This window comes from Aquibacillus saliphilus (genome assembly GCF_020404745.1).
Classification (GTDB): Bacteria; Bacillota; Bacilli; order Bacillales; family Amphibacillaceae; genus Aquibacillus; species Aquibacillus saliphilus.
On the sequence record NZ_JAIZAP010000023.1, the window covers coordinates 1 to 25,611 of the forward strand.

Genomic DNA, 25,611 nt, shown 5'->3' on the forward strand with positions numbered 1-25,611 from the left:
CCAGCGTTCGTCCTGAGCCAAGATCAAACTCTCCATAAAGTTTATGAGCTTGATTGCTCGTTCAAAAAACTAGCTTAATTTCTTACTTAACATACTGGTTGTTTCGTTCAGTTTTCAAGGATCAAATGGTGGGCCTGAGTGGACTCGAACCACCGACCTCACGCTTATCAGGCGTGCGCTCTAACCAGCTGAGCTACAGGCCCATTATATAATGGAGCGGGTGAAGGGAATTGAACCCTCGACATCAGCTTGGAAGGCTGAGGTTTTACCACTAAACTACACCCGCACGTTAAAATGACTATTTTTATTAAAAGATGGTCGGGAAGACAGGATTTGAACCTGCGACCCCTTGGTCCCAAACCAAGTGCTCTACCAAGCTGAGCTACTTCCCGGAAATGGCGCGCCCGAGAGGACTCGAACCCCTAGCCTCTTGATCCGAAGTCAAGCGCTCTATCCAGTTGAGCTACGGGCGCTTAACAAAGCGACATATTTAAATATAACACATTATTACTATCAAGTCAATAAGTTTAATTGATTTTTGGTGCGGTCGAGAGGATTTGAACCTCCACCGAGTTGCCCCGACTAGGCCCTCAACCTAGCGCGTCTGCCGTTCCGCCACGACCGCGTTAAAAGTAAAAAAGAAAACGCCGCGTTCTGGCCACAGCGAATTTGAGGAAGTGCGGGTGGAGGGACTTGAACCCCCACGTCATAAGACACTAGATCCTAAGTCTAGCGCGTCTGCCAATTCCGCCACACCCGCAAAGAAAGATGAGCCATGAAGGACTTGAACCTTCGACCCTCTGATTAAAAGTCAGATGCTCTACCGACTGAGCTAATGGCTCGTGATGTTTAGGTTACTATGCAATTTAGCTATTATGCTCGTCACGTTGAAAGTAACTCTGAATCCTCCACAAAATATAACGAAGATTATTTAGAGTTTCTGTGACCGAATTAGCAGTTCCTAATTTTATATAATATTTCGTTTATATCCTGCATATCTATTTTAAAACAGATATTTTAAATGGATTAAAAATGGCTGGGCTAGCTGGATTCGAACCAGCGCATGACGGCACCAAAAGCCGTTGCCTTACCGCTTGGCCATAGCCCAAAAAAATGGCGGTCCGGACGGGACTCGAACCCGCGACCTCCTGCGTGACAGGCAGGCATTCTAACCAACTGAACTACCGGACCAAGTTTTTTAAACGAAGTTTAAATAAACATCATTAATACTCACAAAGTGAAAATGTTATTCTAATACAATTATATGGTGACCCGTACGGGATTCGAACCCGTGATACCGCCGTGAAAGGGCGGTGTCTTAACCACTTGACCAACGGGCCATTTGAAATGGCGGGGAAGGAGGGATTTGAACCCTCGCATCGCTTACACGATCTACACCCTTAGCAGGGGCGCCTCTTCAGCCACTTGAGTACTTCCCCATTGGCTCCACAGGTAGGATTCGAACCTACGACCGATCGGTTAACAGCCGATAGCTCTACCACTGAGCTACTGTGGAATAATTAAAGTTGCATTACTTTTATTTCGACGCCCAAATAACAGCGACGTTAAATATATTACATTATTTCAAATGAAGTGTCAACTACTTTTTAATATATCTATATTAATTAATCTAAATTATCACTCGTTTAAACAGGACACAATTATAGTTTACTAATAGTAACAACATTTGGTCAAGTACTCTTTAAAATTAACAGCGGAAGACCTTGTTTTTCAAAGGCTTATTTAATTTAACATGGAAGGCTTCTTTCGTCAATGATTTTTATAATCTTAGTTTCTTCCTTAACATCCCATAATTCCTAAGACTTTTTTAACTTCCCACCACATTTACCGCACCTGTATTTTTTCACATCAATAGACCTCATTCTATTGTATCCTTGCCCACAATGCTGACAAATATATCTATGGTTTCGATTTTTTTTCATAGAAGGAAGTGGTTGGCAATGCCTAGGTGACCCAGTTTGTTTTAACAATTGCTTAAATTCCTGATCCTTATGATTAAAACCTTTTCCTTCTATATGTAAATGGTAATGACATAGTTCATGTTTTATTATTCCCTGTAATTCTTTTTCCCCTAATTCGTTTAAATACTTCGGATTAAGTTCTATCTTCCTTTTTGATGGGATGTATCTTCCGCCAGTAGTTCTAAGACGCCCATTAAATGATATTTCATCTTTATATGGTTTATTAAAATAACGAATAGATAAGTTGTTTACCATAATTTCTAGTTCAGCCTGAGTTATTTCTTTCATGTTTTCACACCTCATTTGTTTCTTGCATATCCTAAAACAACTGGATAAGCGCCTATACTCCATTTCATTTGTCGAGGAGGACGAGACAGATGCCCAATTGGTTTAAAAAGCAAATGACAGAAGCTTTTCTTGCAAAAGATTTATATCAAATTAAAGTTCTCAATCAATGTTGGTTTTTTTACAGCAAAAAACATTTGTCATAGAAAACAGAGATACCAAGGTTAGTCCCTGGTATCTTTGTTTTGAATGGTCTAGGAAATTATATAATGGACCGCTGTGGATAATTAATTCCAAAGCTTAGCCGCGTCCAGATCCGGCGCCTACCCAGAAATAAGCGGTTTGCTTATTTCGGAGGCGCCGGAGCTTTTGTTCATTTAATGCTATCTTCTTATCCTTGAACCATAGACAGAGCAATCCTCTGCTTATCAACATCGACTTTTTCAACCCAAACCGTTACTACATCCCCAACGGATGCTATATCCATTGGATGCTTAACAAATTTATTGGCCATTTTCGAAATGTGAACCAACCCATCTTGCTTAACACCAATGTCTACAAACACCCCAAAATCCACTACATTTCGAACGGTTCCTTGCAACTGCATTCCTTGTTTCAAATCTTCCATAGCAAGTACGTTTTGTTTTAATAACGGGGTTTGTAAGTCATCTCTTGGATCTCGTTCCGGACTTACTAACGCAGACATTATATCCTGTAAAGTAAGCTCGCCGATATCAAGTTGTTTTGAAATATCAGTTAAATCTAACTCGTCTAATGCTCGCTTTAATTTTTCACTACCTAAATCATTCGTTGTACAGCCAATCATCTTAAGCAGCGCTTTGGTTGCTGGGTAGCTTTCAGGGTGAATAGGCGTGCGGTCTAATGGTTCTTTTCCATCTAGTACCCTTAAGAAACCTATACTCTGCTCATATGTTTTATTACCTAATCTAGGTATCTTTTTTAACTGGCTTCTATTTGTAAATTTGCCATCTTCATCCCTTTGTTTAATTACATTATTAGCAACTGTTTTACTAAGCCCTGAAACATGCTGCAACAATGAAGCAGAAGCAGTGTTAACATTAACTCCTACTTGGTTAACAGCCGTCTCGACTATAAATGTTAGAGATTCACTAAGACTTTTTTGGCTTACGTCATGTTGATATTGGCCAACTCCAATTGATTTTGGATCAATTTTAACTAGCTCGGCAAGCGGGTCTTGAACACGTCTAGCAATTGATATAGCACTTCTTTCTTCAACTTTAAAGTCCGGAAATTCTTCCCGTGCTAATTTCGATGCGGAATAAACACTAGCCCCTGCCTCGTTTACAATGATATAAGAAATGTTAAGGTTATGTTTTTTAATTAGGTCAGCAATAAACTGTTCTGTCTCTCTTGAGGCAGTCCCATTACCAATCGCAATCAGTTCAATTGGGTACTTTTTTAATAGCTCAACAATTATTCGCTCCGCACCCTCTACATCATTTTTGGGAGCAGTAGGGTAAATAACATTAATATCATGCACTTTACCAGTTTCATCAATAACTGCTAATTTACAACCGGTTCGAAATGCCGGGTCAACTCCCAGCACCGTTTTCCCTTTCAATGGAGGTTGAAGCAATAAATTCTTTAAGTTCTTCGAGAAGACATCAATAGCTTGTGCCTCAGCAGTTTCCGACAAAGAGTTTCTAATCTCTCGTTCGATAGACGGTTGAATTAATCGCTTATAACTATCTTCTATTGATTGCTGCAATAGTTTTTGAATTTCTTCAGAGGAAGAATTCTTAATAACCTTTTTATTTAGGTAGTTATTAATGTCTTCCACAGGAGGAAGTATAGCTACTTTGATTATATTTTCTTTTTCTCCCCTATTAAGAGCAAGTACTCGGTGCGATACAATAGAGCGAACAGGCTCTTGATATTGATAGTACATTTCAAAAACGCCTTTTTCATCTTTTTCTTTATTCTTTTCATCACTTTGGATACTTCCAAGTTTAAAGGTTCTTTCTCTTATGTAATCACGGTACCCAGGATCATCAGAAATCCACTCAGCAATAATATCGCTAACACCTGCTAAAACTTCATCAATAGTTGTTAGTTCATTTTCTTCAGATAAAAAAGCTTCTGCTTCTTGTAAATCCTGCACATTCTGCTCCCACACCTTCTGGGCAAATGGCTCCAATCCTTTTTCTTTCGCAACCGTTGCTCTAGTTCTTCGCTTTTGTTTATATGGTCTATATAAATCTTCAATTCGCTGTAATTGTTTCGCATTTTCTATTTCTGCTTTTAGTTCAGGAGTAAGTTTACCTTGTTCATCAATTAAACGAATAACTTCTTGTTTCCGATCAGATAAATGTAATGCATAATTCCACTTATCTTCTATATCTTTAATTTCAACCTCATCTAAACCACTTGTTTGTTCTTTGCGGTAACGAGCAATAAACGGTACTGTGTTCCCTTTTTCTAGTAAAGTTATTACTTGTTTAATGGATGAGTTAGATATGTCGGTCTCTTTCGAAACCCATCTGATTAAATCCTCTTTTTTTCTTTCTTCACTCACATTTATTTCCTCCTTAGTGCATATCAACCTAATCATATCAAACATACTCTTTATTTCCCAGTTTACAAAGATAGAAAGCATTCGTGTTACAAGTTCTCTTCTAACAAACAAAAACTCCTACCCAAATAGATAAGAGCTCCTAACATTAACCACTGTGCTTACTAAGAATAACGCATAGCAATTAATGTGGTGTCGTCATGTTGATTTTTTCCACTTACAGAAGAGAATGTTTTGGTGATTTTCTCGACATCTTTGTCGAAAAAGTATTTCGAGGATAAGTCCGTTGAATTAACACCATCCGAAAACATAATAAATACCATACCTTCATCTAGTTTTCCACGAAACACTTTAACCTGCTTCGGATAACTACCTAAATAACCATAGTTAGGTATATTTCTGTTTTTTACATTGTTTGTCGTAATGGTCATTACACCTATATTTCCTAACGATGAAAAAGCATACGTTTGGTCTAGAAAGTTGAATTTCAAAACACCCAGCACAACACCTCTTTTACCAACTAAACTTTTGTTCGATTGTTTAATTATTTGTTCTACTGAAGCCTGGTCATTTTGTGCGATAATAGTGGTAACAGCTTGCGAAGACTCTTTCGCATACTCACCACTGCCTAACCCATCCACTAGCGCACAAATGAAATGATTTTCTGACTCATTGTAATAATAGCTGTCACCACAGTAGTAATTTCCTTTTTTTGCTTTTTGATAGACAGAAACTTCTACATGCTCTTCCTTGTCCATCATTCAACGGCCTCCGATTCTTCTGACTGTAAAGCCTCTTTCAACTTCCTTAGTGCTCGTCTTTGAAGGCGTGAGACGTGCATTTGTGAAATTTCCAGCTTTTCTCCAGTATCTTTTTGGCTCATGTTTTCGAAATATGTGCATTTTATTATATCGCGTTCTCTTTCCGAGAGAATCGGCAATACTTTATCTAGCAACATACGTTGATCGATGTTCTCATATCCACTATCAGCGTTACCAATAAGATCCAAGATAGATACAGTACTTCCATCAGAGTCAGCCTCAACCTTACGGTCAACAGAGAGCGCCTTATAACTTTGACTCATTTCCATCGTTTCTAAGACTTCTTCTTCAGTTACTTCTAAGTATGCAGCAATCTCCTTCACAGATGGAGATTGTTGATTATCCGTTGTTAATTGCTCCACAGCTTTTTTTATCTTAGGACCTAGCTCTTTTATTCGACGAGGTACATGAACACTCCAAGTTTTATCACGTATAAATCGTTTAATCTCTCCAATAATTGTAGGGATAGCAAATGATTCAAAAGATTTACCAAAGGACGAATCATATCTCCGAATTGCGGCTAACAATCCTAGCATACCAACCTGAACCAAATCTTCGTGTATTGAACTGTTTTTTGAATACTTACGAGCGATTGATTTCACAAGGTCTTGATAGGCTAAAACAATTTTTTCTTGAATTTCTTTATTTTGGGGATTACTTTGAAGATGTTCAATCCACTGGTAAACCTCATCCTCACGTCTATTGTGTGGTTGAGATTTGGTCGTCATCTAATCCCACCTCATTTTCATGAAGAAACTTCGTCATTAAAACAATAACTCCATAGTCATTTTTTATCTCTACTTTATCCATTAGAGCATCAATGAGAAAGAGTCCGAATCCACCTTCACGTAAATTTTCAATTGATTCTGTTTGTCGATATGGCCCAATCTCTTGTTTTACTCTTCCGAGGTCAAAGCTTCCACCATGGTCAGCAACCATCACTTCTAACCGGTCTTGGTAAACTCCAAAACCGACGGTTACTTCTCCCTCTTCTCTTTTTTCATATGCGTGCGTAACCGCATTAGTCATTGCTTCTGAGATCGCTACTTTCAAATCTTCAATCTCCTCATATGAAAAACCCATACGATTAGCGACACCTGAAGTACTTAACCTTACCATTCCGACATATTCCGGTTTTGCAGGTACTTTTATTTCAATGAAGTCAAAGAGTTTCATACATTTCCACCTCGTACTGTTGAATCAATGGTAATAATACTATCTAGGCCTGTGATTTCAAATAATCTTTTCACCTTATCTTGTAATCGAATTAGTTTTAACTCACTTTTGTATTGCTTTGTGGATTTAAGCGCACTAATGAAAACTCCCAAACCAGTACTATCCATATAGTTTACTTGTTCAAGATTCACTTCTATCAACTGGTTTTGTCTTTCAGTTAATGGTAACAATGCTTCTTTTAATTTTGGCACTGTATAGGCATCGATTTCCCCAGCAAGTAGAACATTAGTAGTAGACCCATTTTCTACCACTTCAACTTCTAGGTTCATTTTCATGATTTTACCCCCGTAAATTCGTTTGTTCTAAACTTTTACCCTTTTTAAGATTCTATTAAACATCCTTCTTAATAATGATTAAGGTAAAGTCATCCCTTAATTGGAAATCTTGCAATCGTTCAAAGTACTTGTACACTTGTTCTACGGCTTCTTGCGCAGGCAAATGCGTGAATTTTTTAATAACATCTAAAACTTCATCTCGTTCGATAAAACGATCAGCTAGTCGACACTCTGTTACACCATCGGTTAACAGAATGATCATGTCACCTTTATTAATTTCTAATTCATATTGTTGATACACCGTATCATTTGATACTCCAAGAACCAGACCCTTCGCCTTTATTTCATCGAATTTATCCATTTTTGCATTATAATAGAAACCTGGTTCATGCCCCGCGGATGAATATTGAAAGACACTTGTTTTCGGATCATAGAGACCATAAAACATCGTGATAAACATACTTGGATCGACATTTCTTTCAACAACTCTATTTAAGTTTTCTAAAATAGCACTTGGATTTCTCTGACTTAACGGAAAACTATCCATTGAGTATTTGATCATTGACATAGATAAGGCCGCGGGTACACCTTTTCCTATCACATCGGCAATAGCTATTCCAAGTGTATCTTCATTGTCTTTGACAAAATGGTAATAGTCACCACTCATTTGGTTTGCTGGAATGCTAGTTGCACCTATATCCAATCCTCTAATAGACGGCTTTACCGTGGAGAGCAGTGTTTGTTGCATATTAGCAGCTACTGAAATCTCGGATTTCAATTCCAATTGTTTTTCACGTAGTGACTGAAATTCTTGATAAGCAAGTCCATAGGAAATCATTGCCTCTAATAAAAAACTCATGGAATCATCTATTTCTTTCGGAAGATCCGGGTAAATTTCTTTAAGTGCCTGAATATGAACATTGACAATTTCCTCAGGAGAAATATTATGTTGCATTGATAACTTTGTAAACTGCTCTGCTTGATATAGAGCCTTTTCATCTTGTGTAATCATATACTGTTTCAATAGCTTGCGGTAATTTTCTAAATCAAGGTTCACTTTGTTCAATCCATATCCTCCTCTACTTACGGACCCACTTCACAGTTCGAATTTCCGTTCCCTTACCTGTTTCTGAGATAATATCAAACTGATCCATTAAACGTTTAACTCCAGGCAAACCTGCTCCGAGCCCTCCAGAAGTAGAGAAGCCGTCCTCCATCACCTGACTAATGTCCGCAATACCTGGTCCATTATCAACAGCTAGTATCCATAGCCCTTTACGATCAATTTCATTAATTATTTCGAAGCAAATTTTCCCAGTATCTGCATATAAATAAATGTTACGTGCTAGTTCTGAGATGGCTGTAGCAATTCTAGCTTGGTCCACTGTACCAAAACCTATTTTTTTGGCATGTTCTCGGCCTATCTGACGAGCACCAACAATATCCCATTCTCTATTGATTTTAACACAGGATTGGAAGTCCATAATCACTCCTCCAATTCCTGGCGAAGTTTAATTAATCCCTGTTCCAGGTCTAACGCCGTTTGGACGTCCTTCAAGTGTATCCCTAGATCAATTAATGTCATCGCTACTGCTGGCTGTATGCCAGTTAAGACCACTTTTGCCCCCATAAGATCAGACATAGTTACAACATCACCCAAGACTTTGGCTATGAACGAGTCGATAATGTCTACAGATGTCAAGTCAATCACAACACCTGTTGCACCACTTTTGTGAATTTTACTTAAAAGATCTTCTTGAAACTGAATAGCCGTTTTATCGTCTAAATCTGTTTGTATTGAGATTAATAAATAATTATGAAGCTTTAATATTGGAATTCTCACTTGCTCACTCCCCATTTAACGAATCTAATAATGACTCAATTCCTTCATCAGAACCTTTCTCATGAACGATCTTTCGATTAGTCATTTCAAGCGCTGCTTGGAATCCTTTTCGAAGCGAACTTTTGGTTGGAAACTTACCAAGATCAATACCTAAATTTACAATTGTTTGAGCTATCTCTGGACGAATTCCAACTAGTATGCAAGTAGACCCTATTAATCTAACCGCTTCAGCCGCCTGTATTATGTGGTGTGCGACCATAGTATCAACAACAGGGACACCCGTTATATCTATCAGAACTACATCCGCGTTGTGTTTTATGACACCTTCAAGTAGGTTTTCCATGATTAATTTCGCCCTTTCGGTATCAATTGTACCGATCAATGGCATAATCGTTATGTTTTCCATCACAGGAATTAATGGTGCGGATAGCTCCTGTAAAGCGACCCGTTGCAGCGAAACAATATGTTCCCAGCTACCAGAATATTCATTTACGAGCTGATTAATTATCGGATCCACCCAATTATCCACCATATCTAAAACCTTACTTAAGTGATCAGAATCTACCTTCTCAGACTGACTCAAAATAAAGTTTATCGTCACCCTTCTAAATGCTTGTAGACCATCCGTTAAATAACTTAAAGGCCAGCCTAAGTTGATTAGTTTTTCAGAGAAATCATCAAGTTCAGAAGTAATGCCTTGTTTTTCAAGACTTGAAAATATAACATTTACAAACTCTCGATTTGTACTTTCAAATAAATCCTCCGAGATGGCAGACGTGTAGTCATTATGCCTGTTTTTAGATACCTCCACTAACCAATCTTTCACAATCGTATCGCTATTATTAATTACAATACTGTTTAAGTGCTTGTCCATTCTCTTCCCCCCGTGTTGCATTTTCCCTCGAATTTTTATATATATTGTCACATGTTTATCAGACACGTGCAATATTTTCGCCATATTTTAAGAATCCACTTCATGTAACTAGATGGGGCCAACACCGCAAACAACTAACCATCGCATCATTTATAAATTCCTAAATTAAAATTAAAAACCCTTGTCAAGAGCTAATGACAAGGGCTTGTTGTATCTTAATAATTTCAGCTTTTTTAAATAACAGCATTGTTATGTAAACACTAAAAATCAGTCAATCCTAGACTAATTTCTAATGCTTTATTGATATTCTCCATCATACTATTATCTAAATGTGTGATTTTGTCTGTTAACCGTTGTTTATCAATCGTTCTAATTTGTTCTAACAAAATGACGGAATCTCGTTCAAAACCATATTTCTTCGCATCAATCTCTACATGTGTAGGCAACTTAGCTTTTTGTATCTGCGCGGTAATGGCCGCAACGATAACCGTAGGGCTAAAACGGTTTCCTATGTCGTTTTGCAGGACCAAAACTGGTCGAACGCCCCCCTGCTCCGATCCAACTACAGGGGAGAGATCGGCGAAATAAACCTCGCCTCGTTTTACAATCAAGTCTTTACACCCCACTCACTATACGCTCTAGGGTGTTTTCTGCCTCCTCTTCAGCCTGGAAAGCTTCTGAAGCAATGTTGAGATTTATTTTAGCCATTTCCATATAGCCTCTTTGCATGGATTCTCGGATATGACGCTTTTTCTTTTCACGCAAATACGATTTTGTAGCCTGACAAATAAAGTCGCTCAGATCACTGTTCTCATTTTTCATCAATCCGTCCACCTCATTTAGTAGGTTTTTAGGTAGTCTCACAACAATCTCTTGTAAGCTCTCTGACACAACCGAACACCTCCACCATATCTACAAGCCCTGTCTAATAATCCATTCTAATCATATCATTCCAGAAGACGCTTTGCAAAGCCATTCCTCATCTTTTTTGCTAGAAAAACTTGGTTTTTTTAGTTAATAACAATGAAAACCTCTTTTCCACTCATTTCTTCCTCCTGAAAATTAATGATCTAGTAGTTAGTTAACCTTCTAAATTAGATTAAAATAGAATGTAAAAGAAATAAATACCTTTTACATTTTATACAATAAAGACGAAATTCATGCAACAATTCGCTTATTATGTGGACTACTTTTATTCTCAGGATTTATCGTTATTTAGATAAACCCTCTTGACACGTTCGCTAATCATGCAGGCAACTTCATAATTAATTGTATCTAACGTGGAGGCAATCTCATCCATCGTAATTTCATCATTTCCCTGCGCACCGATAAGGGTAACAGTTGTTCCAACCGGATAATGCTTATCAAGTCTAATCATCAGTTGGTCCATGCATATTCTTCCTACTATTTGAAACCTTTTACCACCTATCAGGACGTCCGTTCCTTGTAACTTACGGCGTATGCCATCTGCATAACCTAACGGAATCGTTCCAATCCATTCTGGTTGTTCCGCTGTGTATGTTGCTCCATAACTAATAGAATCCCCAGCATACACTTTTTTAATGTGGATTAATTTACTATGAAGTGAAAAAGCTGGTTTTAAATCGATAGGTCTTTCATTTTTAACGATTGGCGATGGATATAATCCGTACATACTAATACCAAAACGAACATACTGCTGCATGTCTTCTGGAAACCTCATGCTTGCAGCGCTATTACCAGTATGAATGGTTACAGGTTTTTTCCAAATGGATCGAAACGTATCCAATAACCTGTTAAAAGCTGACAATTGCTTTTGATAATACGTTTTATTTTCCTCATCGGCTGTGGCAAAATGGGTAAATACACCTTCTAGTTCAAACCTATCATCATCTAGTTCTTGAATGATATCGATAAGTTCATCTTCATCTCTAATACCAATTCTACCCATTCCAGTATCCCACTTCATATGCAGTTTAAGTGGTCGATCAAACCGCATTTGTTTTACTGTTTGTAACCACTCCTTTTGGAAGAATGTTACTGCTATATCCTTTTTGGCAGCGACCGAGACATCCTCAGGTCGAATCCAGCCCATCACTAGTATTGGTGCACTAATTCCCTTGTCCCTTAACCTTATTGCTTCATCCAAAAGAGCTACGGCCAAACCTGATGCTCCAGACTCAAGAGCTTTCTTTGCAACTTGAATATCTCCATGACCATACCCATCAGCTTTAACAACTGCATAGATTTTCGTCTTTTTAGAGAGGCGTTTTTGTAGCTGGTTTATATTATATTTAATTCGCTCTAAATCAACTTCTACCCAAGAATCGCGATAGAATGGTGTTGTATGTTCCACAACTACCTCTCCTTTTTGTTGTTATATTCATTTTACTGAATTAATTTCATAATTACCTTATGCGGATGACACTTTTTAAAAAATCAGTATTATGAAATTGACTATATTGTTAACTTTTAATATAAGATTACTACATTGGATTACCTTCGTGCAATTTTATGCGGAGAAGTATTCAAACTTGGATGTGTTATCTATTAAAACTGGATTAAATTCATTTGAGAACAATGCAGGTCCCTTAAAAATAAGAAGGATATTGATTTCTTTGAAGTTTATTCTAAGTCTGCTTATTTAGGAGGAGTATCTGGGGATTTAAATGAAGCGGCACAACAGTTTAGAATTATTTTCGCTTTAACTGTTTTAACAGTGCCCCTAAAAAAATAAGAGCAGACCCTAATGGCGGAGCCTGCTTGGTAATTTACTATTTAACTTGTTGGTCTAATACTGAGCTTGCTACTTCAATCATTTCTTCTCTCGTTAATTCTTCACTTGCTAAATAGAAGCTTGTGCCATTATAATTCCACTCTAAAGATGTACTTGTTAATGCACCCATTGAAAACCCTAAACTAACTGGTTCTCCTTTCACAGCCTTCGGTGAAGCTGTACTAGTAGGATACGCATCCACCTTTTCTTCAACTATTGTAAAGCTTTTTTCTCCTTTATAGGACAGTATTACTCGTTTCCCACTATCAATTTCGACCTCTTTTGTTTCTACTAACTCAGCTCCAGCTTTCTCCGTTGGATAAAAAACGGATAGATCCTTGTCCGAATTTTCCTCAGCCATTACCGGTATTCCAAATAAGCTACTAGTCATATTTTTCTCAATTTCGAAAGCACCCTCTTCAAATTCTGGATTGAGCGTAAACCCGGAGAATTCGACTTCAATTAAAGGTTTTTTATCTTTATCTAAAACCTTCACCATAACAGGTGTATAAGATTTCTTATCGAAAAAGATCTCTTGAAAGGGAAGATTATTATTGTTCTGATAGTTTGTCTTAGTTTCAAATACGAAGTGATTTTCGGTAGATTTAAAAGCTGCATCCGAATCGCTTAATATATCCTGTACTAATGACTGAAATAAATAGGGTTGACTACTATTCATTGGCCATTCACTTTGAAATTTAAAGCTTTTGTTCAGTGCCGGCGTTAAAACAAATACTCCGTCATCGTTCCTTAAAATAATTTGACTTCCTTCTTCGTCTTTTTCATTCTTCAACAATACCCGGTAGTAATCCTTTTTCTTATGAGTGATGTCAATTTTGTATGTTTGACTATCCTCACCCGTCTTTAAACTCATGCTCGCCTGAGCTTGATAGCCACTCATATCTTCAAGAGTGCCTTCCAATTTTTGAACTACATCCTCTTTTGATTTTTCCCCACACGCAGCTAATAGTAGGATCAATAAAGCAATAATCCCGATGCTGACATATTTTTTCATGGTCACAACTCCTTTGTCTCATTTCAAAGGACAAAGGGAACGCACTCACCTAAAAACTATCGAAATGTACGAAAAACAGAAGCTAACCCTTTAACAACATCAGTTGCCAGCAAATCCTGTCTAGAATGCTCATTAATGACTAAATTATCAGCAGCCTTACCATGAACAAAGCAACCATTGGAAAGCGCCTCTGCCATTGATTGATCCTGCATAATCATCGCAAGCAAAATCCCTGACAGAACGTCGCCACTTCCGCCTTTAGCCAAACCTGAATTCCCAGTTGTATTAACCCACTGGTTGCCCTCAGGGTCTGAGACAATCGTAGCAGGACCTTTAAGGACAAGGTACACACCATGCTCGGTTGCGAAATTTTTAGCTAAAGTGAACGGATTTTTGATTACGTCGTTAACTGTTGTATCCATAAGCATGGCCATTTCGCCAAAATGAGGAGTGAGAACGGTTGGATGGTTTCTATCAGTAATGACTGATAAATCCTGCTTGATATGATACAGACCATCAGCATCAATTAGAACCGGGGTATTCGCTTTTGAAATGATTTCCCTAGTCAAAATTCCCGTTTCTTCTTTTCGTCCCATTCCCATACCTATTGCAATAGCGTCATATAATGTTGTATCAATTTTTTGGCAGCTTGCGATTGTACCCTCTTGGCTCGCTAAAGGTAAAAAGGTCGCTTCCATACATTGCTGTGCAATGGAAGGTATTGCTTCTTCTACAGTTGCGACAGTAATAAGACCGGAACCTGATCGAAGTGCCGCTAAAGAAGTCATCGCTACCGAACCTGGCATATGAAGGCATCCACCAATAATTAACCCACGTCCATGACTCCCTTTATAAGAAAACTTGTCTCTTTTTGGAAGGGTATTACTTACATTTTGCCATCCCCAAGTTTTCCTCTTTGACTGTTTATCAAAAGCTTCTTGAGGTAAGCCAATTTTCACCTTGGACCATTTGCCGTAATAGGGCGCGCATTGTTGAAGAAAAGCACTTACTTTTGGCTCCTCAATTACAAACGTATAATTAGCCTTGATAGCGATAAAATCAGAACCGTCCTCACCAGCAGGAACTCCACTTGGGATGTCAACAGATATAATCAGTTTATCAACCTGATTAACAGCATCCACCACCTGATTAAACGGTGATCTCAACTTACCAGTAATACCTATTCCTAACATGGCATCAATGACTACATCTGTATTATTCAAAAAAGTAGTAATTTCGTCAGAATCTTGTTTTTGCTGAATAACTCCACCAAAGTTTATCAGTAATTGTTTATGATAACCCGCAGCACCAGTAATCTTTTCGTTCGGTACGAGTTGTAAAACAGTAACTTTATAGCCTTGGTTTTGCAACGTTCTGGCAATAACGAATCCATCTCCACCATTATTACCACTTCCAACTAACACAAGAATTCTATCTGACTTTTCTACTAATCCTACTACCTTCTCCGTAATAGCCCTTCCAGCGTTTTCCATTAAAATAGTTCCGTTAATGCCCATTTCTTCGATAGCAATCCGATCTATTTCGTACATTTCGTTTGCGGTGACAATGTGCACAAAATTCCCTCCTACCCGCAATAAAAATATATGAGACAAACTATCCGATTATGCAGACTAGCACTTACAAGTATTAAAAGTATAGTTTTCATGCGGGAAATCACTGTTAATATTCACAACTTAATTCTATGTATGATTTTTACCACTAAACGTATCAACCATAAATAACAACCACTATAAAATCAACTACCGCTCAATAATAACCTGAGCAACCGCATAATCTTGACTGTGTGAGATAGATAAGAAAATAGTAGATCCATCAGTTGTTTCCTTAACACTCATCTTTGGGGCTCCTTGACTATCCGCTAGTACTTCTATGTCTTTAAAGCTAAGCTTCCCTAAACCAGTACCAATCGCCTTAGAATAGGCCTCCTTCGCTGCAAATCTACCAGCTAAATACTCAACCTTTCTATTATCTGAATGCAAGTCTTGAAAGACCTCAATTTCTCTTGTTGATAGTACTCTTTCAACAAACCGTTCACTTCGAATTAAAATCTCTTTTATTCGTCTCAGTTCTATAATATCTATTCCAATTCCTTTAATCATAAAACCAACCTCTTCTCAGGAACTTTCTTTAAAATCAGTATAACGTAATTAGTTCTAACACATCTATACAAAGACTAATGTTTTTGTTTGTGAATATTGGATCAGGTAAAGTATTATATATAGGTAGGAGCTTCACTCACAAAGAAAACATGTCAGTTTAAAGGAGAAAACACATATGTTTATTCGAACGGAGAATTTCAGGGAATTCATTCGCTTTTATCCTGTTGTGACAACAATAATTGCTATTCAGCTGTTTGTTTGGTTATCTATTATAATCATACCGCCTCTCGGTAATCTTTTCTTTCAATGGGGGGCCGGGGTTAACGTACTAATTAATCAGGGCGAATACTGGAGAATAGTTACACCCATATTCCTTCACGACCCAAATGGTATTATGCATGTTTTGTTTAATTCATTTTCCCTTGTATTATTTGGTCCGGCCTTGGAGCAAATGTTAGGGAAAATAAAATTTATATTCATGTATGTATTAACTGGTATTATAGCCAACTTCTTCACTTATTTTATAGATCCGACTGCATTTTACGTTCATGTAGGAGCATCTGGTGCCATTTATGGACTATTTGGGGTTTACATCTACATGGTATTCTTTAAGAAGCATTTAATTGACCGTGGAAACGCACAAATCATTACAACGATTTTCTTAATCGGACTAGTGATGACTTTCTTACAACCTGGTATTAATATCTCTGGTCATTTATTTGGTTTCATTGGCGGGTTAGCGTTAGGACCGTTGATATTGAACAATGTAGCGCCTTTTTCGCTAATAAGAAACAGACGCCCCGAGCGAGATGGATCCATTCAGTTTGACCCTAATCGTTGGAATAAAAGGAGATTTCCTTTTAAAAAATACACAAAACCAGTCTTATGGACCATTGTTATTATTTTAGTACTATTAGGTTTAGTAAGTAACTTTTTCTAAGAAGTAAGAAAGTATAAAATTTTGCGTTACGATGTCTAGCTCCAGCGCTAGCCCGCCTGAGGTCTTAAGTCAAGCCTCTTTGTGGCAAGAAGCGCCACATAGAGGCTTGACTTATTGCCCTAGGCTAACAAGGCGCTTGCGCTTTTCTTAAGGTGATGTATAGATTTATAACAAGAACATGGAGGGAAATCGATGATAGGTACAACTTGGTTATTTGTTCTAGCTTCTACAATTGCCGTATTAGGCATTCTTTTTTCCTACAAAAATCTCATTACTATTATTCAGCATAGAAAAGAACACGAGAAGTTAACCACGGAAGCTTTCCAAAAGCTACAGTCAACTTTCTTTATTCGAATTGCCTTAATTGAAGCATTTCCAATCCTGTTAATTATCTTTGGTTTTGTACAAATGGAAAACAACCCTATCGTTACAGCTGATGCTATTTTCCCTTTATTGATTATCATGGCCCTACTTAGTTATGCATTAATTAATGTAGTTATTACTCGTAGTGATGCAATAACTGATTCAGCTACAACCGAATATAAAAACTTCGTCAACACCCTAACTATAATAGGTTTTGCAACGATAACAGGTATTCCTGCAATTTCAATTATAAGCATGTTTCTATTTTAATTTGTATTGATTACCAAACTTATATTAAATACGATAACAAAGGCTTGCAACAAGGTGTTCACAGAGAGAGTTCTATACATATCCCACTAATTTTAGTTAATCCTACCTAGTATTAGGAGGCAACTATTATGTCAAATCCCGTTAAGGGTAAAATAAATGTATTTAAAATTGCTGCTACTTATATCGGCACCATTGTTGGGGCCGGTTTTGCCTCAGGTCAAGAAGTATTTCAATTCTTTAGCGTCTATGGTTTTGGCGGGATATGGGGAATCATTCTTTCTACAATATTGTTCTTCTTTTTTGGCTATATGATCTTAATTTTGGGACAAAAATTACAAGCGGAATCCTATGTTAAAGTGGTGCGGTTTTCAAACGGGAAAATTCTTGGAACAGTAATAGATATAATTATTACAGTCTTTTTATTTGGAGCCTTAGCAGCTATGATTGCAGGTGCAGGCGCTATTTTCAGCGAACAATTTAACTTATCGCCTTTAATCGGGACGGCATTAATGGCAAGTGTCACCTTATTGACCGTTTTAACCGGAATTACAGGTGTAATCAATGCAATCAGCTATGTTGTACCAATATTATTACTATCCGTCTTATTTATAACAATCTATAGTTTTGTTACCAATCCATTAACTTCTGAGGAGTTGCGTTTAGCGGTTGAATTTAACGGTTCATCTCCAAATTGGTTTATATCTGCGATTGTTTATGCATCTTATAATTTAGTAATCGCGATTGCAATTTTAGCTCCCCTTGGTGCTCAGACAACTGAACGCAAAACATTATTTTGGGGTGCATTACTAGGTGGACTAGGACTTGGTATCGGTGTAGTCGCTATTAATTTTAGCATCTTAACTAATATAGTTGATGCCTCTGTCGTAGAGGTACCAATGATTCTGGTAGCAGAGCAAATTTCACCAATTATCCAGTTAGCATTTGCTGTTGTACTGTTTGCAGAAGTTTATACTACTGCTGTCGGGAATTTATTTGGATTTGTTTCCAGATTAGATTTTATTAATCAAGGTTATAAGAAGTGGATCGTCATCAGCACTACTGTGCTTGCATTTGTTGTCAGCCAATTAGGATTCTCAACAATGGTAGAATATCTCTATCCTGCCGTTGGATATGGCGGTATGTTGTTACTAGTGGGACTTCTTTATTCTTGGATTTTTAAACGCGATCAATTCAGAAATTAAAAAGGAAGCTCAGGACTATCCCTAGTTCCTGAGCTTCCTTATTTATAACTGAGAAAGTTCCTCAAAATATCTCTTGATACTTTCTTCTGGTTCTTCCTCCAACCATTGATTAAATTCTCTTTCTTGTCCACTCATATATAATTCTAATCCACGATCGAATTCCCGCTTAGCGACACTACTCTGTTCAACCTGATCCTTCATACGCTCAATTAAGCTTGACCATTCTGAATACCCATAGTCAGCAATTATAGGATACTTTTTTGCTAGTTGTTCTGCAACATCAAAATTTTCTGTGCGAAAAAGTTTTAATGCAGTCCAAGCTGGCATAAAACGATTATTACCATCAGACTCGATAATCTCTTCGAACAGGATCTCCGCTTCATCTAAACGCCCATTTTTCATTAGAGCCATCGCATAGTAACTCTTATCATAGTCATATACAGGTCCGTTTTGTATATCTGATCCATTTTGATAATAGCTAAAATAATTATCCCAATCACCTATACTAAAGGCATAATGCGCCAACCTAAACCAATAGCTCGCATCATCGAATTGTTCAGATAATACCGCTAATCTTTTTGTATAAGGTAGAGCTTTTTGACGAGTTTCATCAGATAATCGTGCACTTTCCCCGTAAAGGATAATCCGTTCAACCATCCGTAACGCGTGCAGATTATCACCATCTCGCTCTAGTACTAATTTATACTGATCAAACGCTTGATTAATCTTTCCATCTAACAGTAAATTATCTGCTTTTGTCAGCTCTCTTTGCTTTAATTCAAAGAATGGTACTTCTCCCATCGACTCTCTTGTCAAACGAAAGCCAAGACTTGACGTAATCAAATCACCCTCTTCAGTAAAAGCTTCAACATACCAGAACAGATCATTATTAGTATTTGCGAAAGCAAGCAGCGATTCAGGAATAACCTCTAATTCATCGTTTTCGTTAGTATCATAACTAATCCCGGCAGACTGAGCATAGATTCGTTCAACCGGTAACGTTACTTCTGATTCTTCAAACCTTCCATCGATAATACTTGACGAACTACCATTGTCGTATTCAATTCCAAATCCAAGTTGATAATAAGCAGCACCTTCAACTGAATCCCAGTCGAACAAGATTTGATCATCATCAAATTCTTGATAGTTTGATGGGCTATTAATTGAAATGAGTGGCTGTAGTGTAATATTTTCAGTAGTATTGCTATCCACATGTAACCAATCATCCGGTTCCACAACCCATTTATAACCATTCATTTGCCCTATATCTATTCCAATAAATAGTTGGTAATTACCGTCTGGTACACCACCAATGGTGAAATTTCCGTTGGCATCGGTAATAGCATAATGGATTTCTTCTTCTGGTCTAATGCTATGATTAATAGTTTCCGGGAGTCTCAGGTAAACCTTAGCAAAAGAAACCGGGTCACCATCAGAAGTAGCAAATCTACCCTGGACCTTATGAAGATTTTCTCCGTCTTGCCATCCCTCTAAGCGTTTTTTTAGTTTGCCTGAGTGACTTGAATTTTCTCTAGTTGTGTTGATGGTATCTATAGCCTGTTGATAATCCTCCATATTCGTTAATATATTTGCCTTTAACTCGATAAATTCAGTTGTTAATTGTGAATACTCCATTGCTTCATTGATATCTATAATAGCTTGAGCCGGATTAGTAACAGACAATATTTCAGTTTTAGTTTTGTATAAATTCCAGTAGTCAGTATCCATAGAATTCATTTCTTCTATAATTTCAGAAAGTAATTGTTGTGCCTCATCGAACTTCCCTTGTTTTGCATAGCCATATGCTAACTGATTAATAGCCTGGAAATAAAATTGGTCCCGCTCAGAAGTGTTCTCTACATACCACTCTATATAATTGATACGAGTTGAATGAAGTGGAATAGATGGGCCTGAGGTCATAGCAGGTCCCGCTTCAATATCATAAGCATTTTCATAGCCAAAGAAAATTAAGTGTTCTTCAATTAAATCCTTTTTCTTATAATCTGGTAAGTCTCCACTTTCTAACAATTCGATATAATGATCCTTTTCTTGAAAAGAATCACCAGCACTTCTTTGGGCTACCTCCATTTGAATTGTCGGAATTAGCCACTGCGTAATACCAACTACCATTAAAGTTAACGTAACAATTATCCACAATAAATGCTTGACTTTCATTTTAACTTTCATGTTGTCTCACCTCATTAAACCAGGACTCCCAATAGATACTACCACCCTTTTCAACGATTTGGCCTTCTGCAGGATACTGTTCAATCAATGATGGTGATTCTTTAGTGATAGGATAAATAGACAAGAGAGTAATAAAAATAATCGCTACTCCAGTTACTGGCACTAATGGAATTTCTATCTGTTTGTTAAAAAAGGTATTCCATTTATTCTTACTGTTATTGAGAACTTGTTGTTTAGAAGAAAACTGGATTTGATTTAATTCTTTGTCTAGTTTTTGTTTCACCTTATCCATCTTTTTTGTCCTCCTTCTCAAGTAGCTCATATAACTTTCCCCTTGCTCTTGATAGTCTGCTTTTAATTGTGTTCTCTTTTGATTTAGTTATAGCTGCGATTTCCTTGATGCTATACTCACTAAAATAGTGCAAAGCAACAACTTCACGGTACTTATAATCTAATTGGATAATTGCTTCTGACAGATTTTTAAATTTTAGTAATGACAATACATGTTCTTCTGGTGTTAGCTCTTGATTATTCTCGAATTGTTTATTGCTCTCATCGATAGATATCAGTTTTAATTTCTTTTTTCTTAATGTAGACCTACACCGATTAATAGCAATTGTCGTAAGCCAACTTTTCAGTTTATCTTTTTCTTGTAACTGATCAATCTTTTTATAAGCCTTAACGAATGTATCCTGAACGATTTCCTCAGCTAGTTGCTCATCACTTATCGTTAAATAAATAGTGCGCATTAGATAGGAACCATACTGATCCATGATCTCTATTAACGCCGATTCCTCTTGCGCTTTTAAACGGTCGATTATGTCCAAGTTGTCTCTCTCCCCAAAACCTTCTACTCCTATATAGATGTGATTAGTTTTATTATGGTTGCATAATTAAGCCTTTTTTTTGAAAAAATAATTATTGATGAAAATAAGTGCAGGCGCCAGAGCTAGACGTGGCTAATTTAGATATTAATTAATCCATAGCAGTCCATTATATAATTTCCTAGACCAGAAAAAAAGTGCCACCATAATTGGTGACACTTTTTTCAAACTTCTAATTTAAGAGTTGTTTTGGTTGCGGTTATTTGAACCACGTTTGTTTTGGAATTTACGGTTGCGTCCAGCAGGTTTGCCTTTGTTACGAGAGAAATTATTTCTCTTGTCGCCACCGCCGCCACGGTAATTTTTCTTACCACCGCCGCCTTTTCCACCTTTAACACTTACAGGTGAAACTGATGTCAGTGTTACTGGTGCGTCATGACGCTCTTTTGTTAACAATTTCAATGCTGCGGCAACAACAGTAACTGAATCATATTGATCAAGTAATCCTGAAGCTGATTCTCGGTAGTCCTGTAATTCACTCTTACTAACAGTTTCATTTACTTTTTCTACTGTTAGTTGCTGTTGACCTCGCTTAGCTTCATCCATAGATGGAGCCTGCAATCGTTTAATTTTACTTTTCGTTACTTTTTCAATTAAGTGTAAATGTGGCATTTCTCTTGGTGTTATAAACGTAATTGCTTCTCCTGTTTTGCCAGCTCTACCTGTACGACCAATTCGGTGAACATAGCTCTCTGGATCTTGTGGTACGTCTAAATTATACACATGAGTTACTCCAGAAATATCTAATCCTCTTGCTGCAACATCTGTTGCTACAAGTATCTCAATTCGGCCATTTTTGAATTTGTTTAGTACTGACATACGCTTACCTTGTGTTAAGTCACCATGAATTCCTTCGGCGCGGAAACCACGAGCATGAAGACCTTCTGTCACTTCATCGACTCTTTTCTTTGTGCGACCGAAGATAATTGCAAGTTCAGGTGCGTGAATGTCTAAAAGATTTGTTAGTGTATCAAATTTTTGTTTTTCATGGACCTCAACAAAATATTGAGTAATGTTTGATACAGTCATCTCTTTCGATTTAACTTTAACTTCTTCAGGGTTCTTCATTAGTGTTGAAGCAATATTTCTTATTTCTTTCGGCATTGTAGCAGAGAATAACAATGTTTGTCTTTGCTCTGGGATTGATTTCAGAATGTCACGGATATCATCAATAAAACCCATGTTAAGCATCTCATCTGCTTCATCTAGAACAGCAGTATGAACATTGCTTATATTAATTGTTTTTCTGCGAATGTGGTCTAACAATCGACCTGGTGTAGCTACAACAATATGCGGGCCATCTTTAAGCGCTCTAATTTGACGCTCCATGTGTTGACCACCATATACAGGTAACGTTCTAACACCCTTGAATTTTGCAAGTCTGTGAATTTCTTCAGATACCTGTATAGCAAGTTCTCTAGTTGGGGCAACGACTAGACCTTGGATTTTTTTAACATCTTTATCAATTTTATCAATCATCGGGATACCAAAAGCAGCTGTTTTACCTGTACCTGTTTGGGCTTGTCCAATAACATCCTTGCCTGCCATACCTAGTGGAATTGTTTGCTCCTGGATTGGCGTTGCTTCTTCAAACCCCATTTTTTCTAATGCCTTCATTATTGGGCTGGAAATATTTAATTCTTTAAAAGTTGTCACTTGTTTACTACTCCTTTTTACTTAGATCTCATATTCAGCACATTTATACTAAAAACACGTTAAATTACATGTCGACCCTTAAGCGACGATCAAATACTTTACTATATATGGTTAATCTTAAAGTTCGACTATTCGAACTGACTTGTTTAGAAAAACTTTAACTCTCGTCCTTTTGGTGAGTATCAAAGTTTTTCTTATACTATCTTCCGCTTCAACTTACCAAAGTAAACCTCTCATCTTACATTTAACCTAAGATGGCTTAAGTTAAACCTCGAAGTTATAAGCGGTTCGTATCCCCTACCTTTACTTACTATTTCTTAAGGTTGATGTGGCGGTTACGAATGATTATTAAAACGCAATAAATTTAATAGTACAAAAAAGTCCTACTTTTTAACGTGAAAAAAGCCCTTCCTCCACACATACGGATAGGCCTATTAGCGAGCACTCAATGGATTAGTATATCTTATCACACTCTGTTTACTAATTCTACCTGTATTAGAAATGATTTTCAAACAAATGAGTGTTAGAATAAGAAAATAAACGAGTTATCAAGGAGGAGTACGTCTTGAATAAACCTCCGATTCATCCATATATCGCTGTAGTAATTGGAGTAATCTCGGTATCAACCGCCGCTGTCTTTGTAAAACTAGCCAATACCGCTCCGGCCTCTATAATTGCCAATTATCGTTTGCTAATCGCTGTTTTAATTATGGCTCCATACGTGCTTTTAAAACATAGAAAAGAATTTAAACTGATTTCTAAAAAAGATTGGTGGCTTTCCATCTTAGCTGGTGTATTTCTAGCATTTCACTTTATTTTTTGGTTTGAGTCATTAAATTATACATCCGTTGCAAGTTCTGTTGTTCTTGTTACCATGCAACCTATCTTTGCCTTCATTGGAACATATATCTTTTTCAAGGAACGTTTCTCAGCAGGGGCAATCATCAGTATGATTATTGCTGTTACAGGTAGTGTCATTATTGGATGGGGAGACTTCCAAGTTAGTGGCTTAGCACTATTTGGCGATATTCTAGCGTTAATTGGTGCAGTTATGGTCACTGTTTATTTTTTAATGGGCCAAAATGCACGTAGAAGATTATCGTTAATGACCTACACCTTTATCGTCTATGGAATAAGTTCGATCACTTTAATTATTTACAATTTACTCCTAGGTCATTCATTTACAGGTTACCCGACTAGTCACTGGTTGGTATTTTTAGCACTGGCAATCATACCTACTTTTTTTGGCCATACTTTATTTAATTGGGCACTTAAATGGGTAAGTACATCTGTTATCTCCATGAGTATTGTTTTTGAGCCTATCGGTGCCTCTATTCTTGCCTATCTTGTATTAGGAGAACATATAACTTGGTCACAGTGGCTCGGTGGAACCATTGTTATTTTAGGGTTGTTTCTATTTATCGTCAGTACATCAAGAAAAACAAAAATCACCATTTCACACAGGAAAGATAATTCTTAATTTGATTGAAAGAACAAAAGCGCAGGCGCCTTGCTAGCCCCGACAAGCTTAAGTCAATCCTCTATGTGGTGCTTTTTGCCACAAAGAGGATTGACTTAAGACCTCGAGGGGTTAGGCGCCGGAGCTGGACGTGGCTAACTCAGGAATTAACTATCGATAGCAGTCCATTTTATAATTTCTTAAGTCCATAAAAAAGAATTAACTGTATTAATTAAAACGTCTTTGTCTGACCCCAAACAAATGTGATGTTTGGAATCATTGAAAAAGATTACCTCCGTCTCTGTTGGTATCTCTTTATCTAAATAGGCTGCGGTTTTATATGGAACCATACTATCTTGTATTCCTTGCGCAATTAATACAGGACAATTTACTTTTTTTAGATAGGGTTTTGTGAATTTCATGCATTTTAAAAATTCAATCATTGATGATATTGGAATAGAACCTTTTTTTTGGATATAGCGTTGGTAAACCAAGTCATCTTCTAATTGGCCCAACAACCCTTCCCTAATAAATCGGCCTATATCCATTGTCATCTGCTTTAAACAAATGTATTTTCTAGATGTTGCTAACAAAACTAGTTTAGTAACATCATGTTTGGCTGCGAGGTATGAAGCGATCATTCCCCCCATAGAAAAACCAATAAGATATATTTTATCGCATTCTTCCATTAATTTAATTAATTCGGATTCCGCGTGGTCAAGCCACTCCTGAAAAGTTACTTTTTCTAATTGAAGTTCTTCACCATGACCGGGTAAGGTTGGAACTTCTATTTGCCAATTCGTGTATTTTTTTAAATAGTTAGCTAATGGGGCGACTTCATAGGCTCCTCCAGTAAATCCATGAATACATAAACATCCCACCATAATGAA

At 37.2% G+C, this 25,611-nt stretch carries 26 protein-coding genes and 12 tRNA genes; 5 read left to right on the top strand and 33 right to left on the bottom strand.

Features of this window, described 5'->3' with window-relative positions:
* Positions 1-126 precede the first annotated feature (126 nt).
* From LD272_RS18740 to LD272_RS18800, 13 genes are all read right to left on the bottom strand, one after another.
* Positions 127-203, bottom strand: a tRNA-Ile gene (locus LD272_RS18740).
* Positions 204-212: 9 nt separating this feature from the next.
* Positions 213-286, bottom strand: a tRNA-Gly gene (locus LD272_RS18745).
* A gap of 29 nt (positions 287-315) precedes the next feature.
* A tRNA-Pro gene (locus tag LD272_RS18750) sits at positions 316-392 on the bottom strand.
* A 4-nt stretch (positions 393-396) separates the two neighbouring features.
* Positions 397-473, bottom strand: a tRNA-Arg gene (locus LD272_RS18755).
* A 66-nt stretch (positions 474-539) separates the two neighbouring features.
* Positions 540-625 (bottom strand) — tRNA-Leu (locus LD272_RS18760).
* A 53-nt stretch (positions 626-678) separates the two neighbouring features.
* A tRNA-Leu gene (locus LD272_RS18765) sits at positions 679-760 on the bottom strand.
* Between the two features lie 9 nt (positions 761-769).
* A tRNA-Lys gene (locus LD272_RS18770) sits at positions 770-842 on the bottom strand.
* Positions 843-1,033: 191 nt separating this feature from the next.
* A tRNA-Gln gene (locus LD272_RS18775) sits at positions 1,034-1,108 on the bottom strand.
* 6 nt (positions 1,109-1,114) lie between these two features.
* Positions 1,115-1,191, bottom strand: a tRNA-Asp gene (locus LD272_RS18780).
* 74 nt (positions 1,192-1,265) lie between these two features.
* Positions 1,266-1,340, bottom strand: a tRNA-Glu gene (locus LD272_RS18785).
* Positions 1,341-1,348: 8 nt separating this feature from the next.
* Positions 1,349-1,439, bottom strand: a tRNA-Ser gene (locus tag LD272_RS18790).
* 2 nt (positions 1,440-1,441) lie between these two features.
* Positions 1,442-1,516 (bottom strand) — tRNA-Asn (locus LD272_RS18795).
* Between the two features lie 301 nt (positions 1,517-1,817).
* A complete protein-coding gene (locus LD272_RS18800) occupies positions 1,818-2,270 on the bottom strand; it encodes a SprT family protein (protein WP_226038141.1) in 453 nt (150 codons plus the stop codon).
* An 89-nt stretch (positions 2,271-2,359) separates the two neighbouring features.
* Between LD272_RS18800 and cmpA the strand changes: the two genes are divergently transcribed.
* Entirely contained in the window at positions 2,360-2,473 is a 114-nt protein-coding gene (cmpA, locus tag LD272_RS18805; protein WP_226038142.1) for a cortex morphogenetic protein CmpA, read from the top strand.
* Between the two features lie 185 nt (positions 2,474-2,658).
* Here the strand turns inward: cmpA and LD272_RS18810 are convergent, their stop codons facing one another.
* The 15 genes from LD272_RS18810 to acpS form a co-directional block, all read right to left on the bottom strand.
* A complete protein-coding gene (locus LD272_RS18810) occupies positions 2,659-4,824 on the bottom strand; it encodes a Tex family protein (RefSeq protein ID WP_439647411.1) in 2,166 nt (721 codons plus the stop codon).
* A gap of 161 nt (positions 4,825-4,985) precedes the next feature.
* The gene (locus tag LD272_RS18815) at positions 4,986-5,582 is read right to left on the bottom strand and encodes a PP2C family serine/threonine-protein phosphatase (RefSeq protein WP_369414009.1); all 597 of its coding nucleotides are present in this window, start codon (positions 5,580-5,582) and stop codon (positions 4,986-4,988) included.
* The gene (sigB, locus tag LD272_RS18820) at positions 5,579-6,370 is read right to left on the bottom strand and encodes an RNA polymerase sigma factor SigB (protein ID WP_226038143.1); all 792 of its coding nucleotides are present in this window, start codon (positions 6,368-6,370) and stop codon (positions 5,579-5,581) included. Before sigB ends, LD272_RS18815 begins: the two co-directional genes overlap by 4 nt.
* The gene (gene rsbW, locus LD272_RS18825) at positions 6,342-6,818 is read right to left on the bottom strand and encodes an anti-sigma B factor RsbW (RefSeq protein ID WP_226038144.1); all 477 of its coding nucleotides are present in this window, start codon (positions 6,816-6,818) and stop codon (positions 6,342-6,344) included. Before rsbW ends, sigB begins: the two co-directional genes overlap by 29 nt.
* Positions 6,815-7,147, bottom strand: a complete 333-nt coding sequence (locus LD272_RS18830) for an anti-sigma factor antagonist (RefSeq protein WP_226038207.1) — start codon at positions 7,145-7,147, stop codon at positions 6,815-6,817. Before LD272_RS18830 ends, rsbW begins: the two co-directional genes overlap by 4 nt.
* A gap of 61 nt (positions 7,148-7,208) precedes the next feature.
* Positions 7,209-8,219 (bottom strand): PP2C family protein-serine/threonine phosphatase, encoded by a 1,011-nt coding sequence (locus LD272_RS18835; protein WP_226038145.1) that lies wholly within the window; start codon positions 8,217-8,219, stop codon positions 7,209-7,211.
* Positions 8,220-8,232: 13 nt separating this feature from the next.
* On the bottom strand, positions 8,233-8,637 hold the full coding sequence (locus LD272_RS18840; RefSeq protein WP_226038146.1) for an anti-sigma regulatory factor: 405 nt from the start codon (positions 8,635-8,637) through the stop codon (positions 8,233-8,235).
* A gap of 2 nt (positions 8,638-8,639) precedes the next feature.
* Entirely contained in the window at positions 8,640-8,996 is a 357-nt protein-coding gene (locus LD272_RS18845; RefSeq protein WP_369414010.1) for an STAS domain-containing protein, read from the bottom strand.
* 4 nt (positions 8,997-9,000) lie between these two features.
* Entirely contained in the window at positions 9,001-9,870 is an 870-nt protein-coding gene (gene rsbRA / locus LD272_RS18850; RefSeq protein ID WP_226038148.1) for an RsbT co-antagonist protein RsbRA, read from the bottom strand.
* Between the two features lie 260 nt (positions 9,871-10,130).
* Entirely contained in the window at positions 10,131-10,481 is a 351-nt protein-coding gene (locus tag LD272_RS18855) for a type II toxin-antitoxin system PemK/MazF family toxin (protein ID WP_226038208.1), read from the bottom strand.
* A gap of 4 nt (positions 10,482-10,485) precedes the next feature.
* Positions 10,486-10,761 (bottom strand): antitoxin, encoded by a 276-nt coding sequence (locus LD272_RS18860; protein ID WP_226038149.1) that lies wholly within the window; start codon positions 10,759-10,761, stop codon positions 10,486-10,488.
* Between the two features lie 307 nt (positions 10,762-11,068).
* A complete protein-coding gene (gene alr, locus LD272_RS18865) occupies positions 11,069-12,205 on the bottom strand; it encodes an alanine racemase (RefSeq protein ID WP_226038150.1) in 1,137 nt (378 codons plus the stop codon).
* Positions 12,206-12,623: 418 nt separating this feature from the next.
* Complete coding sequence (locus LD272_RS18870) at positions 12,624-13,640, bottom strand: LolA family protein (RefSeq protein WP_226038151.1); 1,017 nt, start codon at positions 13,638-13,640, stop codon at positions 12,624-12,626.
* Between the two features lie 56 nt (positions 13,641-13,696).
* On the bottom strand, positions 13,697-15,214 hold the full coding sequence (locus LD272_RS18875) for an NAD(P)H-hydrate dehydratase (RefSeq protein WP_226038152.1): 1,518 nt from the start codon (positions 15,212-15,214) through the stop codon (positions 13,697-13,699).
* A 186-nt stretch (positions 15,215-15,400) separates the two neighbouring features.
* The gene (gene acpS / locus LD272_RS18880; RefSeq protein WP_226038153.1) at positions 15,401-15,760 is read right to left on the bottom strand and encodes a holo-ACP synthase; all 360 of its coding nucleotides are present in this window, start codon (positions 15,758-15,760) and stop codon (positions 15,401-15,403) included.
* Between the two features lie 175 nt (positions 15,761-15,935).
* Between acpS and LD272_RS18885 the strand changes: the two genes are divergently transcribed.
* The 3 genes from LD272_RS18885 (at position 15,936) to LD272_RS18895 (ending at position 18,535) form a co-directional block, all read left to right on the top strand.
* A complete protein-coding gene (locus LD272_RS18885) occupies positions 15,936-16,700 on the top strand; it encodes a rhomboid family intramembrane serine protease (RefSeq protein WP_226038154.1) in 765 nt (254 codons plus the stop codon).
* A gap of 192 nt (positions 16,701-16,892) precedes the next feature.
* The gene (locus tag LD272_RS18890) at positions 16,893-17,333 is read left to right on the top strand and encodes a hypothetical protein (RefSeq protein WP_226038155.1); all 441 of its coding nucleotides are present in this window, start codon (positions 16,893-16,895) and stop codon (positions 17,331-17,333) included.
* 128 nt (positions 17,334-17,461) lie between these two features.
* Complete coding sequence (locus LD272_RS18895; RefSeq protein WP_226038156.1) at positions 17,462-18,535, top strand: YkvI family membrane protein; 1,074 nt, start codon at positions 17,462-17,464, stop codon at positions 18,533-18,535.
* 42 nt (positions 18,536-18,577) lie between these two features.
* On the opposite strand, the gene LD272_RS18900 is transcribed toward LD272_RS18895, so the two are convergent.
* From LD272_RS18900 to cshA, 4 genes are all read right to left on the bottom strand, one after another.
* Positions 18,578-20,722 carry a carboxypeptidase-like regulatory domain-containing protein gene (locus tag LD272_RS18900; protein WP_226038157.1) on the bottom strand — a complete coding sequence of 715 codons (2,145 nt, stop codon included), beginning with the start codon at positions 20,720-20,722 and terminating at the stop codon, positions 18,578-18,580.
* Positions 20,712-21,014, bottom strand: a complete 303-nt coding sequence (locus LD272_RS18905) for a hypothetical protein (RefSeq protein WP_226038158.1) — start codon at positions 21,012-21,014, stop codon at positions 20,712-20,714. The genes LD272_RS18900 and LD272_RS18905 overlap by 11 nt, the downstream gene beginning before the upstream one ends.
* Positions 21,007-21,549: an RNA polymerase sigma factor gene (locus LD272_RS18910; protein ID WP_226038159.1), complete on the bottom strand. Its 543-nt coding sequence runs from the start codon at positions 21,547-21,549 to the stop codon at positions 21,007-21,009. The genes LD272_RS18905 and LD272_RS18910 overlap by 8 nt, the downstream gene beginning before the upstream one ends.
* Before the next feature lie 234 nt (positions 21,550-21,783).
* On the bottom strand, positions 21,784-23,262 hold the full coding sequence (gene cshA, locus LD272_RS18915; protein WP_369414011.1) for a degradosome RNA helicase CshA: 1,479 nt from the start codon (positions 23,260-23,262) through the stop codon (positions 21,784-21,786).
* 565 nt (positions 23,263-23,827) lie between these two features.
* On the opposite strand from cshA, the gene LD272_RS18920 reads away from it, so the two are divergent.
* Complete coding sequence (locus LD272_RS18920; protein ID WP_226038160.1) at positions 23,828-24,742, top strand: DMT family transporter; 915 nt, start codon at positions 23,828-23,830, stop codon at positions 24,740-24,742.
* A 179-nt stretch (positions 24,743-24,921) separates the two neighbouring features.
* Here LD272_RS18920 and LD272_RS18925 read toward each other — a convergent pair whose 3' ends face one another.
* Entirely contained in the window at positions 24,922-25,605 is a 684-nt protein-coding gene (locus LD272_RS18925) for an alpha/beta hydrolase (protein ID WP_226038161.1), read from the bottom strand.
* Between the last annotated feature and the right edge of the window lie 6 nt (positions 25,606-25,611).